Source organism: Streptomyces sp. Tek67B01 (assembly GCF_055231995.1).
On sequence record NZ_JBUYUY010000001.1, the window covers coordinates 4,705,729 to 4,720,365 of the forward strand.

Here is a 14,637-nt window from a genome sequence, read left to right on the forward strand (position 1 = left end):
CTGATGAGCACTGCTTCCGTCTCCTCCCGACCCGGCGCCGTCCTCGCCGACCTGCTGCCCGCGAGCCGCGTCCGCGATGTCGCGCTCGTCGTCGGCGGAGCCGCGCTCATGGGCGTGGCCGCCCAGATCGCGGTCAAGGTGCCGGGCCTGATCGTGCCGATCACCGGCCAGACCTTCGCCGCGTTGCTGATCGGCGCCGCGCTCGGCCCGGCCCGCTCCTTCCTCTCCATGACGCTGTACACGCTCGTCGGCATGGCCGGAGTGCCGTGGTTCGCCCACGGCGCCTCGGGCGCGGGCGGCGCCACCTTCGGCTACGTGCTCGGCATGCTGCTCGCGTCCACCGTCGTCGGCGCCCTCGCCCGGCGCGGCGCCGACCGCTCCGTCCCGCGTACGGCGGCCACGATGGTCCTCGGCTCGGCCCTCGTCTACGCGGTGGGCGTCCCGTACCTGGCCCTCGCCACCGGCATGTCCTTCGGCGCGGCGGTCGCGGGCGGCATGACCCCGTTCCTGATCGGCGACGCCGTCAAGGCGGCTCTGGCGATGGGCCTGCTGCCGACCGCGTGGAAGCTCCTCGACCGCGGCTGACCGGCCCTAGGCCCGTACGCGAAGCGAAGCAGCCCCGGGACCACGAGCGTGGTCCGGGGCTGCTTCGTGGGAGATGTCCCGGGACTACGCGGGCGTGACGGCCTCGGTGGCCTTGCGGCGGCGCCAGTCGCGGACCGCGCCGACCACGAGGACGACCGCCGCGACGAGCAGCGACAGCGTCACGGTCTCGCGGTTGTCCTTGTCGTAGACCATGTAGGCCAGCACGAAGGCGATCATCCCGGCGGTGAGCCAGGTCAGACCCGGGAACAGCCACATCTTGACCGTCAGCTTCTCCGGCGCCTCACGCTCCAGGATCCTGCGCATCCGCAGCTGGGTCAGGCAGATCACCAGCCACACGAAGAGCGCGATGGCACCCGAGGAGTTGAGCAGGAAGTTGAAGATCGTGTCCGGGAAGGCGTAGTTGAAGTACACGGCGAGGAAGCCGAAGACCACGGACCCCAGGATCGCGGCCGTCGGCACGCCGTTCTTGCTCACCTTGGCGAACGCCTTCGGGGCGTCACCGCGCTCGCCCAGCGAGAACGCCATGCGCGAAGCGGTGTACAGGCCCGAGTTCAGGCAGGACAGCACGGCCGTCAGGACGATCACGTTCATGATCTGACCGGCGTGCGCGATGCCGATCGAGTCGAGGGCGGCGACGTACGAGCCCTTGTCGACGATCGACTTGTCGTTCCACGGCAGCAGGGTCAGCACGATGAAGATCGAGCCGAGGTAGAAGACGCCGATGCGCCAGATCACCGAGTTGGTGGCCTTGGTGACCGCGCGGCGCGGGTCCTCGGACTCGCCGGCGGCCAGGGTGACGATCTCACTGCCCATGAACGAGAAGACGACCATCAGCACACCGGTGAGGATCGAGCCCCAGCCGTTGGGCATGAACCCGCCGGCGTCGGTGAGGTGGGCGAAGCCCGCGCCCGGGTTGTCCGAGCCCGGCAGCACGCCGAACACGGCGAGCATGCCGACGATCACGAAGGCGCCGATGGCGACGACCTTGATGCCCGCGAACCAGAACTCGAACTCGCCGTAGGAGGCGACCGAGCCGAGGTTGGTGACGGTCAGGACCGCCATCACGATCAGGGCCCAGCCCCACTGCGGGACGGCCGGGATCCAGCCTTCCAGGATCTTCGCGCCGGCGGTGGCCTCCACGGCCAGGACGACGACCCAGAAGAACCAGTACAGCCAGCCGATGGAGAAACCGGCCCAGCGGCCGAGCGCGCGGTCGGCGTACGCGGAGAAGGAGCCCGAGTTCGGGCTCGCGGCGGCCATCTCGCCGAGCATGCGCATCACGAAGACGACCATCGCGCCGACGAGTGCGTACGACACGAGGATGGCGGGACCGGTTTTGGCGATGCCGCCGCCGGAGCCGACGAAGAGTCCTGCGCCGATGACACCGCCGATGGCGATCATGGACAGGTGGCGGTTCTTGAGACCGGCCTTCAGACCATCGGAGGGCTTGGCGTCGCCGGGGGTGCCGGAGGGGTCGCCTGCCTTCTGAAGGGTCGTCGTGGAGCTCATGGACGATTCCTTAGGTTCTCGGGTTGCGAGTCCCGGCATTGAAACCTGAGATGAACGCCAGACGGAAGACCTCGTTCCGGAAGGTTGCCCGGGGCTAAAGTCCGGGACCTTCGTCCCACCCCGTCCCGTCTGGGTTGTTGGGGATAATTTGAGCTTGGCGAGTGACCCATGCCACACTCCGCCCGGTACCCTCCGGCAGGACTCGGGGGCAGCCGTGCCACACTCGACCCATGCGCGTGTACCTCGGATCTGACCATGCCGGCTTTGAGCTGAAGAACCACCTCGTGGACTGGCTCAAGAACAACGGCCACGAGCCCGTCGACTGCGGGCCCCACATCTACGACGCCGTCGACGACTACCCGCCGTTCTGCCTGCGCGCCGCGGAGAAGACCGCCGCGGACCCCGACGGCCTCGGCATCGTCATCGGTGGTTCCGGCAACGGCGAGCAGATCGCCGCGAACAAGGTCAAGGGCGTCCGCGCCATCCTGGCCTGGAGCGTCGAGACCGCGAAGCTCGGCCGTGAGCACAACAACGCCAACGTGATCTCCGTCGGCGGCCGCATGCACACCCAGGACGAGGCCGTCGGCTTCGTCGAGGCCTTCCTGGCGACCCCGTACTCCGGCGAGGAGCGCCACACCCGCCGCATCGACATGCTCACCGCCTACGAGACCACCGGCGAGCTGCCCCCGATTCCGGCCCACCACCCCCAGGGCTGATCCGCCCGCTCAGCCGGGCCGTGCCGCCGGACCACCGGCGGCGCGGCCGTTTGCTGTCTACCCGCGCGTGTCCACGCCTGCCCGCGCCTGCCCGCGTGTCCGCGCCTGCCCGCGTGTCCGCTGTTTCCCGCCTGTCGCCGTGAGGAGCCTCGCCGTGCCCGAGGGGCATACGATCCACCGCCTCGCCCAGGACCACACCGAGCGCTTCGCCGGGCGTACGGTCCGGGTGAGCAGCCCGCAGGGCCGGTTCGCCGAGAGCGCCGCCCTGCTCGACGGACGCACCCTGGAGAGCGCCGAGGCTCACGGCAAGCACCTCTTCCTGGAGCTGGGCGACGCCTGGGTCCACATCCACCTCGGCCTCTTCGGCAAGCTCGGCTTCGGCCCCGCGCCCGCCCCGCCCGCCACGGACACCGTCCGGCTGCGCCTGGCGAACCCGGACCACTGGGCCGACCTGCGCGGACCGACCGCCTGCGCACTGCTGGGCGACGGCGAGAAGAAGGCGATACACGAGCGCCTCGGCCCCGACCCGCTGCGCCCGGACGACGACCCCGACCGGGCGTGGAAGCGGATCTCCCGCTCCCGTACCACCGTCGCCGCGCTCCTCATGGACCAGAAGGTGGTCGCGGGCGTCGGCAACGTCTACCGCGCCGAGGTGCTCTTCCGGCACGGCATCGACCCGTACCGGGCCGGCAAAGACCTGACGCGGGCCGAGTGGGACGCGATCTGGGCCGATCTGGTGCTGCTCATGCGCGAGGGCGTACGGAACAACCGGATCGACACCGTCCGCGACGAGCACCTCCCGGAGGCCATGGGCCGCCCGCCCAGGGTGGACGACCACGGCGGCGAGGTGTACGTCTATCGGAGGGCGAACATGCCCTGCCACATCTGCGGGGGCGAGATCCGCACCGCCGGTCTCGCCGCCCGCAACCTCTTCTGGTGCCCCGGCTGCCAGAGCCGCTAGCGGTACCGCCTGCCTAGAACCCGTGGGGGAGCCAGGGGGCGACGTCGCCGGCGAAGGCACGCGAGGCACGGGTCAGGGCGCCCGGGCGAAGCTCGCGGACGCGTCCGGCGCCGGCCAGCGCGGTCAGCGTGATGCCGCCCAGGTACGCCGAGCCCAGGTCCCGTACCGACAGCTCCAGGTCCACCGGGTCCGCGCTGCGCACGCAGGACGCCGCCCCGTCCGGCCCGACGCGCAGCCGCCACCGGCCCTCGTTCCACGGACAGAAGGCGTCCTCGACCTCCAGGACCACGTCCAGCGGCGCCCCGTACCGCCGAGCCTCCAGCGCCGGCCCCAGGTCCACGAGTCGCAGGTACAGCGCGTCACGCGGGTTCGGCCGGGACCGCCGTACGTCGCTCACCAGGTGCAGCACCGGATCGTCCGCGGGACGCCGGGCGGCCCGCACGGTCCAGGTCAGGTCGATCTCGCACAGGTAGCGCCACAGCGCCGCGTACGCCGCCGGCTCCAGCGCGTCGAGGTCCGCCACCTCCACCGTCCCGGCCGAGCCGGTGGGCTCCCAGTCCGCCTTCACCCGGTAGCGGGCGTACCCGACCACCTGGCCGTCCGGCCCCTCGGCGACCACGCACTTGAGCGGCGAGGCGCCCGCGCGCAGCGATTCCGGGTCGAGCAGCGCCTGCCGCTCCCAGCCCGGCTGCCGCGCCGGCATCCCCGGCCGCCCCGCCACCAGCGCCGCGTAGACCCGCTCACAGTCGGCCAGGGCCTTGTCCGGGTCCACGAGGCGGAGCCGGACGCCGTCCGTCCCCGGCGGCACGCGCAGCCGTACGCGACTGGTGTCGATCTCCAGGGCCAGCCCGTAGGTGGCGGTGCCGTAGCCGAACCGCCCGTAGATCTCCGGCTCCGAGGCCGTCAGCACGGCGAGCGGTTCACCACCCGCCCGGATGTCGTCCATTTGGCGGCGCATCAGCGACGTCAACACTCCGCGCCGGCGGTGGGTCGGCGCGACCCCCACCATCGTGACCCCCGCCGCGGGCACCAGGGGACCGCCCGGCACGGACAGCCGGAAGCTGAACGCGCCCGCCGACCCCACGCAGTCCTCGCCGTCCCACACGCCCAGCGAACGCCGCAACTCCGTGAGGGACTTGTAGAGTTCACGCTCCTCGGGGGATTCGGGCACACCGCCGAACGCCAGTTCAAGGTGGTCGTACCAGACATCCCACTCATCAGCCTGCAATACCCGCGTCTCAAGAGCCATATGGGCATCCTTACCAGGGCATTCCCATCCAGTCGAGGAGATTTCGACCTCCGGCGGCTTTCAGGTCCGGGGGTACCCCTGCGCGCGCACAGCCCGGATGGATAGGGTCCCGAAGCAATGGCCGGAGCACACGTGGAGACGCTCATGGCCCGGACGCGCATGCTGTCGCACCGGGCGCGCACCGGCCTGCGCAAGTCCGCCGTCGACTACTTCCGCGGCGACGCCTCCGACTGGCTCGCTTTCGGGGGCCTGCTCCTCACCGTGCCCGCGATCGCCTTCGGCACGCTGATGATGCCCGTCTGGTTCTCGTCGTCGGCGCTCGTCTTGCCGATCGTGGCGGGCGGCCTGCTGCTGCGGCCGGCCAGCCTGCTGGCCCTGTACGCCGCTTCCGCCGTCGCCCTGATCGTGGAGGCCCTCGTACTCGGTCCGTACACGGAAGGGCCCGCCCGGGTCACGCCCGGCACGGTGCTGGTGGTCGCGGCCTGCGGGTTCTTCGGGCTGGTCATCGCCCAGTTCCGCAGCCGGGTCGGCGTGCCGTGGCGGCGCGGCGGCACCATGCTGTTCGACCTGCGCGAACGCATCCGGGTGCAGAGCAAGCTGCCGTCCTTGCCCACCGGGTGGCACCGCGAGATGGCCCTGCGGCCGGCGGGCGGCCAGTCCTTCTCCGGGGACTTCGTCGTCGCCGCGCGCACCAACGGCGGGCGCACCCTGGAGATCGTGCTGACCGACGTCTCCGGCAAGGGCATGGAGGCGGGCTCGCGCGCCCTGCTGCTCTCCGGCGCCTTCGGGGGCCTGCTCGGCGCGCTGCCCCCGCACGGGTTCCTGCCGGCCGCCAACGGCTACCTGCTCCGCCAGGACTGGGAGGAGGGCTTCGCCACCTCCATCCACCTCGTCCTGGACCTGGAGACCGGTGACTACGAACTCCTCTCCGCGGGCCATCTCCCCGCCCTGCAGCTCTCGGCGGGCACCGGCCGCTGGCGCGAGGTCTCCGGCGAGGGACCGCTGCTCGGCGTCTACGACGGCGTCGACTTCACCCCGGCCCGCGGGAACCTGCGCCGCGGGGACGTCCTGATGCTCTTCACCGACGGCCTGGTCGAGACCGCGGACCGCGACATCAGCGAGGGCATCGACCGCCTGACGGGCGAAGCGGACCGCTACGTCGCCGCCGGCTGGGACGGCGCCGCCTGGCACCTCATCGAGAAGGTCGCCAAGGACGTCAACGACGACCGCGCCCTCCTCCTCATCCGCCGCTCGTCCTGACCGTCACCGTCACCCCTCCCGCCACCTGCCGGGCCCGCGGCGTTCGGGGCGCGGCCCCGCGCGGGCCGGTGCCGCTGCGGCAGATCCAGCGTTGCCGGCGCTGAGGCGCTGAGGCGCGGGGCCCGGGGAGCGCCTGGGCGCCGTCCGTGGCCGTCCGCGCCGCGCCGTCCGGGCCGTCCGCGGGTCCGGGAGCCCCGGGGCACCATCCGCGCCGTGCCCGTCTGCGCCGCGCCTGTCCGCGCCGTGCCTGTCTGCGCCGTGCCTGTCTGCGCCGCGCCGTCTGCGCCGTGCCTGTCTGCGCCGCGCCCGTCCGCGCCGTCCGCAGGTCTGGGGAGCCCCGGGCACCGCCCGCGGCCGTCCGCGTCGTCTGCGCCGTGCCCGTCTGCGCCGTGCCCGTCTGCGCCGTCCGCGGGTCCGGGAGCCCCGGGGCACCATCCGCGCCGTGCCCGTCTGCGCCGCGCCCGTCCGCGCCGTCCGCACTGTACCGCCGCGGCACCGGCCACCCGCCCGGGATTGGCCCGCCCCCACCACCCCCGCGCCGCCTACCGTGCCCCCATGGACCCCACCCTCGCCGCCGACCTCGCCCGCCTCCCCGACCTCCTCGACGCCACCCGCCACGCCGCCGCCGAGACCCTCGCCACCCTCCACGCCCGGCCCGTGATCCCCCGGGTCACCCCCCTCGTCCCCGAACCCCTCCCCGAGCACGGCTCCGGCACCGAAGCCACCCTCGCCGCCTTCCGGCAGCGCTGGGCGCCCCGCCTCTCCGCCTCCGCCGGCCCCCGCTACCTCGGCTTCGTCACCGGCGGCGCCACCCCCGCGGCCCTGGCCGGCGACTGGCTGACCGCGGCCCACGACCAGAACAGCAACTCCGCCCTCGACGGAGCCGGCCAAGACCTCGAACGCGAAACCGTCACCTGGCTCCGCGACCTCTTCGGTCTGGGCCCCGACCACACCGGGACCTTCGTGAGCGGCGCGACCATGTCCAACACCGCCGGGCTCGCCATCGCCCGCGAGTGGCTCGGCGAACGGGCCGGCGTCTCACCCTCGGACGACGGGGCGGCCGCCCTCGGCCCCGTCCGCGTCCTCTCCGGCGCCCCGCACTCCTCCATCGCCAAAGCCCTCTCGCTCCTCGGCCTCGGCCGGAACGCCCTGGTCGCGGTCCCCACCCTGCCCGGCCGGGAGGCCGTCGACCCCGCCGCCCTCGACCGCGCCCTGGCCGACACCCCCGGCCCCGCCGTCGTCGTCGCCAACGCCGGAACCGTCAACACCGTCGACTTCGACGACCTCCGCGCCGTCGCCGCCCTCAAGGATCGGCACGACTTCTGGCTGCACACCGACGCCGCCTTCGGCGCCTTCGCCGCGCTCTCGCCCGAGCACGCCCACCTCACCGCCGGCCTCGACGCCGCCGACTCCGTCTGCGTCGACCTGCACAAGTGGCTCAACGTCCCCTACGACAGCGCCGTCCAGTTCACCCGCCGCCGCGACCTGCAGGCCCGCGTGTTCCAGAACGCCGCCGCCTACCTCGGCCCCCTCGGCGATCACCCCGACCTGGTCCACCTCACCCCGGAGAACTCCCACCGGCTGCGCGCCCTCGCCGCCTGGTTCACGCTCCGGGCGTACGGCCGCCAGGGCCACCGGGAGATCGTCGAGCGCGACATCTCCTGTGCCCGTGCGTTCGGGGCCGACCTGGCCGGGGACCGGACCTTCGCCGTCCTCGCGCCCGTCCGCCTCAACGTCGTCTGCTTCACCCTCGCCGACGCACCCACCCCGGCCCGGCTCACGGCGCTGCGGGAGGCCGTCCGGCAGGAAGTGTTCGTCACCCCCACCGTCTACCGGGGAACCGCCGCCCTGCGCGCCGCGTTCTCCAACTGGCGCACCACCGAGGCGGATGCGCGCCGGGCCGCGAAGGCCCTCCGGACGGCGGCAAGGGAGCTCATGTGACGGACCGGGACCTGACCCTCCTCGAAGTGGAGGCCCTCGCCCGAGCGGCGCACGAGGGCCAGACCGACAAGGCCGGCCGGCCCTACGCCGAGCACCTCGCCGCCGTGGCCGAAGGCGTCCGTCTGCGCGGCGGCACGCCCGAGCAGCAGGCCGCCGCCTGGCTGCACGACGCGATCGAGGACGACGCCCTCACCCCCGCGTGGCTCGAATCGGCCGCCCTGCCCGACGGGGTCAAGGCCATGGTCCGCGCGCTGACCAAGGTCCCGGGCGAGCCGGTCGAGGAGTACGCGGCCCGCATCCTCGCCACTCCGGGCGCCCGGTTGGTCAAGGAGGCGGACCTGGCGCACAACGCCGACCCCGCCCGACTCGCCGTCCTGGAGGGCCCCACCCGCGACCGCTTGTCCGCCAAGTACGCGTATGTCCGCTCCCTTCTCGGCCTGCCCACCCCTTGACCCCCGTCCCGCGCCCGAAATCGGCGGCCCGCACGTCCGGTTGCTGCGAAACGAGCGATGGCGATTCGTCACGAGACGGATAGCCGGGCCCGGTTGGTGGGAGGATGGTCCTTGTGGGGGCATGCGCCCCGGGCCGGCCGAGGGACGACAGAAGGTGTGATCAGTAGTGGCCATTTCGCTGTCAGTGGTGGTTCTGTTGGCGATCATTTTGGTGGTGCTGATCCGTGGCAGCCACATCAAGGCCGGCCCCGCGATCGTCGCGGTCCTCTTCGGCTTCTTCCTCGCGTCCAGCTCCATCGCCCCGGACGTCAACCGCTTCCTGAACTCCCTGGCGGACACCATCGCGGGGATCAAGCTCTGATCCCTCCCCGTCGATCGACGAGCCGCTCGGCAGCCCCGGCGCGGGCCGAGCGCGCCCGCCGTCGCCCCGGACGGCCCTGACCGGGCCCCTCCGCCCTCCGCCGGGCACGCGCAGGCGCGGGCTCGTCGTGCGTTCGCGACACGTCCTCGGCGGCCTCCACCACCGCGTGGCTCAGCACGCCGCGCGGCAGCGTGGTGCCCCACGAGAGGCTGCCCGCGTCGTCGGCTTGGAGCTCCTCGTCGAGTCCGGAAAGCGATAGCCGCCGACGCGTACGTCCGCACCCTGACACCGCAGTCGCCACCGCGCCTCGGCCGGTTCGAGCGCGAACGAGATCCGCTGGACGGCTGAGGCCCCGTACAGCCCGACCATCGCGTGCGACGTGTCGGCCCAAGGCATCCGTGATTCAGCCGACGACCTCCGCCCCCGGCCCGACCACGCGCGCCGCCCGCCGCATCCCGGACGACTGATCGGAGCCCCCGGGAACGCATCAGGGCCAGGTCGAGGAAACATCCTCCGACCTGGCCCTAAGCCATCAAGAGCGGGTGACGGGAATCGAACCCGCGTAGCTAGTTTGGAAGACTAGGGCTCTACCATTGAGCTACACCCGCATCGCGCGCGCCGCAGGTCCGGGGACCGCGGCACGGACAGCATCCTAGCGGGTCGCGCGGGGGGACCGCACACCGCATTTCGGTCCGCCGCCGCGCTCGTGTCCGCCGGCAGGGCCCGATCCCCGGGAAACCCGCGTGTCGGACCGTCCTCGGGCATGTACCCTACGTGTCGCACCGACGGGGTGTGGCGCAGCTTGGTAGCGCGTCCGCTTTGGGAGCGGAAGGTCGTCGGTTCGAATCCGGCCACCCCGACCAGTAGCACCTTCTCCACGCAGTGTCCCGGGGCGTGCCCCCCGGGCCCCCTCGCCGATGATCGCCGCGGTGATCGCGTTGTGGGCTGATTGCCGCTTGCGGTTACTATGCAAGCTGCGTGCCCGTGTGTCTGATGCCGGGCCGAATCCGCCGAACCGCTGAATCACAGCGTGACGGCAGAACCCCCAGCAGTCAGCCACAAGGAGACCGAACCGTGAAGAGCGCCGTGGAGACCCTGAACCCGACTCGGGTTCGGCTCACTGTTGAGGTGCCCTTCGAGGAGCTCAAGGACAGCCTCGACGCGGCCTACAAGAAGATCAACCAGCAGGTCACGGTGAAGGGCTTCCGCAAGGGCAAGATCCCGGCCCGCGTCATCGACCAGCGCTTCGGCCGCGGTGCGGTGCTGGAGGAGGCCGTCAACGACGCCCTCCCGAAGTTCTACACCGAGGCGGTCAACGAGGCCGACCTGAACCCGCTGGGTCAGCCCGAGGTCGACATCACGGAGCTGAAGGACGGCGAGCTGCTGGCCTTCACCGCCGAGGTGGACGTCCGCCCCGAGATCGAGATCCCGGACTACTCCGGCATCGAGGTCACCGTGGACGCCGTCGAGGTCACCGACGAGGACGTCGAGAAGTCGGTCGAGCAGCTGCGCGGCCGTTTCGCGTCCACGAAGGACGTCGAGCGCGCCGCCCAGGACGGCGACGTCGTCACCATCGACCTGGAGGCCAAGGTCGAGGGCGAGGTGCTGGAGGACGGTGTCGCCCAGGACGTCTCCTACACCATCGGCTCGGGCGAGCTCCTCGACGGCATCGACGAGGCCGTCAAGGGCCTGGAGGCCGGTGGCGAGGCCACCTTCACCTCCCAGCTCAAGGGCGGCTCCGCCGAGGGCAAGGACGCCGAGGTCACCGTCAAGGTCACCAAGGTCTCCGCTCGCGAGCTGCCGGAGCTGGACGACGAGTTCGCGCAGATGGCGAGCGAGTTCGACACCCTCGAAGAGCTCAAGGCGGACAGCCGCAAGCGCCTCGAGAACATGAAGCAGTACGACCAGGCCACCCAGGCCCAGGAGCGTGTCCTGGAGAAGTTCCTGGAGCTCGCGGAGATCCCCGTTCCCGAGAAGCTGCTCGCGGACGAGGTCCAGACCCGCAAGCACAACCTGGAGCACCACCAGCTCGGCCAGATGGGTCTGAACCTCGAGAAGTTCCTGGAGATCCAGGGCAAGACGGTCGAGGAGTTCGACGCCGAGACCGCCGAGCAGGCCGTCAAGGGCATCAAGACCCAGTTCCTGCTGGACGCCCTCGTCAACAAGGAGAAGCTGGGCGTCAACCAGGAGGAGCTCACCGAGCACCTCATGCGCCGCGCGCAGTCCTCCGGCATGTCCCCCGACCAGTTCGCCCAGGCGGTCGTCGAGGGCGGCCAGGTCCCGATGCTGGTCGGCGAGGTCGCCCGCGGCAAGGCCCTCGCGGTCGTCGTCGAGGCCGCCAAGGTCGTCGACACCAACGGTGAGGTCGTAGACCTCTCCGACGACGAGGACGAGGTCGAGACGGCCGCCGAGACGGTCGAGGCGGCCGTCGAGGCCGACGCCGAGACCGAGGGCGACGAGGCCAAGTAACACCCCAGGGCGGGCCGCGGGCGCGGCCCACCCGGCAGTGCCCCGAAGGGCCCGGACGCAGTCGCGTCCGGGCCCTTCGTCGTACGGCGCGAAGGGCCCCGGACCTTGCGCTCCGAGCGAACAGTTCGGGAAGCGGGATGGCGTTGTCCGACCTGCGCGTTAGGGTCCATGAATACGAGGGCACGGGAGTACCCGACGCCGGCGGACATCGTTCGCACCGGCTGGTCCGCGCCCCAGAACGAGACGCTGAGACGGCATGTGGCCGTCGGAGACGAGCAGGTGGATACGTGACGAATCTGAAGCCTTACGCCGCGGGTGAGCCGTCCATCGGTGGTGGCCTCGGCGACCATGTCTACAACCGGCTGCTCAGCGAGCGCATCATCTTCCTCGGCCAGCAGGTCGACGACGACATCGCCAACAAGATCACCGCGCAGCTCCTCCTCCTGGCCGCCGAGCCGGAGAAGGACATCTACCTGTACATCAACAGCCCCGGCGGCTCGGTGACGGCCGGCATGGCGGTCTACGACACCATGCAGTACATCAAGAACGACATCGTCACCATCGGCATGGGCATGGCGGCCTCGATGGGCCAGTTCCTGCTCACCGGCGGTACGGCCGGCAAGCGCTTCGCGCTGCCGAACACCGACATCCTGATGCACCAGGGCTCCGCCGGCATCGGTGGCACCGCTTCGGACATCAAGATCCAGGCCCAGTACCTGCTGCGCACCAAGCAGCGGATGGCCGAGATCACCGCTCACCACTCCGGCCAGACCGTGGAGGCCATCATCCGCGACGGCGACCGCGACCGCTGGTTCACGGCGGAGGAGGCCAAGGAGTACGGCCTCATCGACGAGATCATCTCCGCCGCGTCCCTGGTCCCCGGCGGTGGCGGCACCGGGGCCTGATCCCCGGCACCGCACCAGGCAAGCCTCAGCCCGCAGAACGCCACCAGGATGGTGAACACCCAGATGCACATGAACAACCTCTCTCCCGCGAGCGGCCTCTACACCGGCCCTCAGGTGGACAACCGGTACGTGATCCCGCGTTTCGTCGAGCGCACCTCGCAGGGTGTGCGCGAGTACGACCCGTACGCGAAGCTCTTCGAGGAGCGCATCATCTTCCTCGGCGTGCAGATTGACGACGCGTCGGCCAACGACGTCATGGCGCAGCTGCTGTGCCTGGAGTCGATGGACCCGGACCGCGACATCTCGATCTACATCAACAGCCCCGGTGGCTCCTTCACCGCGCTGACGGCGATCTACGACACGATGCAGTTCGTGAAGCCGGACATCTCGACGGTCTGCATGGGCCAGGCGGCCTCCGCCGCCGCGGTCCTGCTCGCCGCCGGTACCCCCGGCAAGCGTCTGGCCCTGCCGAACGCCCGTGTCCTGATCCACCAGCCGTCCGGCGGTACCGGCCGCGAGCAGCTCTCCGACCTGGAGATCGCGGCCAAGGAGATCCTGCGCATGCGTGACCAGCTGGAGACCATGCTGGCCAAGCACTCGACCACGCCGATCGAGAAGATCCGCGATGACATCGAGCGCGACAAGATCCTCACTGCCGAGGACGCACTGGCGTACGGCCTGATCGACCAGGTCGTCTCCACCCGCAAGAGCACCGCGGTCTGATCCTTGCCGCGAGTTGGCGTGGTCACGCTGTCGCATTCGGCGATGTGAACCACGTCAAGGGGGCCCCGTTGGGGGCCCCCGGCAAGGTACCGTCGGATATGAGGCACCAGGAGCCGCTGAACCAGGCGTCTCCCAGGCGAAGGGGAAGCACCTCGTGGCACGCATCGGTGACGGCGGCGATCTGCTCAAGTGCTCGTTCTGCGGAAAGAGCCAGAAGCAGGTGAAGAAGCTCATCGCAGGACCCGGTGTGTACATCTGCGACGAGTGCATCGACCTCTGCAACGAGATCATCGAAGAGGAACTCGCGGAGACCTCCGAGGTCCGGTGGGAGGAACTCCCCAAGCCCCGTGAGATCTACGAGTTCCTGGAGAGCTACGTCGTCGGCCAGGAGCCGGCGAAGAAGGCGCTCTCCGTGGCGGTCTACAACCACTACAAGCGGGTCCAGGCCGGCGAGAACGGCGGCGCGCAGGGCCGGGACGACGCGATCGAGCTCGCGAAGTCCAACATCCTGCTGCTCGGCCCCACCGGCTCGGGCAAGACCCTGCTGGCGCAGACGCTGGCCCGCATGCTCAACGTCCCGTTCGCCATCGCCGACGCGACGGCGCTGACGGAAGCCGGTTACGTCGGCGAGGACGTCGAGAACATCCTGCTCAAGCTGATCCAGGCGGCCGACTACGACGTCAAGAAGGCCGAGACCGGGATCATCTACATCGACGAGATCGACAAGGTCGCCCGCAAGAGCGAGAACCCGTCGATCACGCGCGACGTGAGCGGCGAGGGCGTCCAGCAGGCGCTCCTCAAGATCCTGGAGGGCACGACGGCCTCGGTTCCGCCGCAGGGCGGGCGCAAGCACCCGCACCAGGAGTTCATCCAGATCGACACGACGAACGTGCTCTTCATCGTGGGCGGCGCCTTCGCCGGCCTGGAGAAGATCATCGAGTCGCGTGCGGGCGCCAAGGGCATCGGCTTCGCGGCGACCATCCGCTCGAAGCGGGAGATCGAGGCGAGCAACCAGTTCCAGGAGGTCATGCCGGAGGACCTGGTGAAGTTCGGGATGATCCCCGAGTTCATCGGCCGTCTCCCCGTGATCACCTCGGTCCACAACCTGGACCGCGAGGCGCTGCTCCAGATCCTCATCGAGCCGCGCAACGCGCTGGTGAAGCAGTACCAGCGGCTGTTCGAACTCGACGGCGTCGAGCTGGACTTCGAGCGCGAGGCGCTGGAGGCCATCGCGGACCAGGCGATCCTCCGCCAGACGGGCGCGCGCGGCCTGCGCGCCATCATGGAAGAGGTCCTGATGTCGGTGATGTACGAGGTCCCGTCCCGCAAGGACGTGGCCCGCGTGGTCATCACCGCCGATGTGGTCCGCTCCAACGTCAACCCGACGCTGGTCCCGCGCATCGTCCCGAAGGACCAGGGCCCGCAGGAGAAGTCGGCCTAGCCGCAACGGACATACGCGAAGGGGCGCCCCGGTACTCCGGGGCG

General features: G+C 70.9%; 13 protein-coding genes and 2 tRNA genes. 12 read left to right on the forward strand and 3 right to left on the reverse strand.

The window, feature by feature from the left end; translation table 11 throughout:
* Nucleotides 1-3 precede the first annotated feature (3 nt).
* Nucleotides 4-585, forward strand: coding sequence for a biotin transporter BioY (locus tag ACV7NM_RS21120; RefSeq protein WP_463411729.1), 582 nt, complete (start codon nucleotides 4-6; stop codon nucleotides 583-585).
* An 84-nt stretch (nucleotides 586-669) separates the two neighbouring features.
* On the opposite strand, the gene ACV7NM_RS21125 is transcribed toward ACV7NM_RS21120, so the two are convergent.
* Nucleotides 670-2,115: an amino acid permease gene (locus ACV7NM_RS21125; protein WP_463411730.1), complete on the reverse strand. Its 1,446-nt coding sequence runs from the start codon at nucleotides 2,113-2,115 to the stop codon at nucleotides 670-672.
* A 230-nt stretch (nucleotides 2,116-2,345) separates the two neighbouring features.
* Here ACV7NM_RS21125 and ACV7NM_RS21130 point away from each other — a divergent pair, with 230 nt between their 5' ends.
* Nucleotides 2,346-2,831, forward strand: coding sequence for a ribose-5-phosphate isomerase (locus ACV7NM_RS21130; protein ID WP_463411731.1), 486 nt, complete (start codon nucleotides 2,346-2,348; stop codon nucleotides 2,829-2,831).
* Nucleotides 2,832-2,985: 154 nt separating this feature from the next.
* Nucleotides 2,986-3,792: an Fpg/Nei family DNA glycosylase gene (locus ACV7NM_RS21135; RefSeq protein ID WP_463411732.1), complete on the forward strand. Its 807-nt coding sequence runs from the start codon at nucleotides 2,986-2,988 to the stop codon at nucleotides 3,790-3,792.
* A 13-nt stretch (nucleotides 3,793-3,805) separates the two neighbouring features.
* Here the strand turns inward: ACV7NM_RS21135 and ACV7NM_RS21140 are convergent, their stop codons facing one another.
* Nucleotides 3,806-5,041: a GNAT family N-acetyltransferase gene (locus tag ACV7NM_RS21140; protein WP_463411733.1), complete on the reverse strand. Its 1,236-nt coding sequence runs from the start codon at nucleotides 5,039-5,041 to the stop codon at nucleotides 3,806-3,808.
* Nucleotides 5,042-5,158: 117 nt separating this feature from the next.
* Between ACV7NM_RS21140 and ACV7NM_RS21145 the strand changes: the two genes are divergently transcribed.
* From ACV7NM_RS21145 to ACV7NM_RS21160, 4 genes are all read left to right on the forward strand, one after another.
* Nucleotides 5,159-6,301, forward strand: a complete 1,143-nt coding sequence (locus tag ACV7NM_RS21145; RefSeq protein WP_463411734.1) for a SpoIIE family protein phosphatase — start codon at nucleotides 5,159-5,161, stop codon at nucleotides 6,299-6,301.
* A 555-nt stretch (nucleotides 6,302-6,856) separates the two neighbouring features.
* Nucleotides 6,857-8,242 carry a pyridoxal phosphate-dependent decarboxylase family protein gene (locus tag ACV7NM_RS21150; protein WP_463411735.1) on the forward strand — a complete coding sequence of 462 codons (1,386 nt, stop codon included), beginning with the start codon at nucleotides 6,857-6,859 and terminating at the stop codon, nucleotides 8,240-8,242.
* Nucleotides 8,239-8,694, forward strand: coding sequence for an HD domain-containing protein (locus ACV7NM_RS21155; protein ID WP_463411736.1), 456 nt, complete (start codon nucleotides 8,239-8,241; stop codon nucleotides 8,692-8,694). Before ACV7NM_RS21150 ends, ACV7NM_RS21155 begins: the two co-directional genes overlap by 4 nt.
* Nucleotides 8,695-8,860: 166 nt before the next feature.
* Nucleotides 8,861-9,055: a hypothetical protein gene (locus ACV7NM_RS21160; protein ID WP_136216973.1), complete on the forward strand. Its 195-nt coding sequence runs from the start codon at nucleotides 8,861-8,863 to the stop codon at nucleotides 9,053-9,055.
* Nucleotides 9,056-9,592: 537 nt separating this feature from the next.
* Here the strand turns inward: ACV7NM_RS21160 and ACV7NM_RS21165 are convergent.
* Nucleotides 9,593-9,663, reverse strand: a tRNA-Gly gene (locus ACV7NM_RS21165).
* A 178-nt stretch (nucleotides 9,664-9,841) separates the two neighbouring features.
* Here ACV7NM_RS21165 and ACV7NM_RS21170 point away from each other — a divergent pair.
* From ACV7NM_RS21170 to clpX, 5 genes are all read left to right on the forward strand, one after another.
* Nucleotides 9,842-9,918: transfer RNA gene (locus ACV7NM_RS21170), tRNA-Pro, on the forward strand.
* A gap of 211 nt (nucleotides 9,919-10,129) precedes the next feature.
* Complete coding sequence (tig, locus tag ACV7NM_RS21175) at nucleotides 10,130-11,524, forward strand: trigger factor (protein WP_463411737.1); 1,395 nt, start codon at nucleotides 10,130-10,132, stop codon at nucleotides 11,522-11,524.
* Between the two features lie 287 nt (nucleotides 11,525-11,811).
* Nucleotides 11,812-12,429, forward strand: a complete 618-nt coding sequence (locus tag ACV7NM_RS21180) for an ATP-dependent Clp protease proteolytic subunit (protein WP_136216948.1) — start codon at nucleotides 11,812-11,814, stop codon at nucleotides 12,427-12,429.
* Nucleotides 12,430-12,477: 48 nt separating this feature from the next.
* The gene (locus ACV7NM_RS21185) at nucleotides 12,478-13,152 is read left to right on the forward strand and encodes an ATP-dependent Clp protease proteolytic subunit (protein ID WP_361310962.1); all 675 of its coding nucleotides are present in this window, start codon (nucleotides 12,478-12,480) and stop codon (nucleotides 13,150-13,152) included.
* A 154-nt stretch (nucleotides 13,153-13,306) separates the two neighbouring features.
* Entirely contained in the window at nucleotides 13,307-14,593 is a 1,287-nt protein-coding gene (clpX, locus tag ACV7NM_RS21190; protein WP_008738998.1) for an ATP-dependent Clp protease ATP-binding subunit ClpX, read from the forward strand.
* The last annotated feature ends 44 nt before the right edge of the window (nucleotides 14,594-14,637 follow it).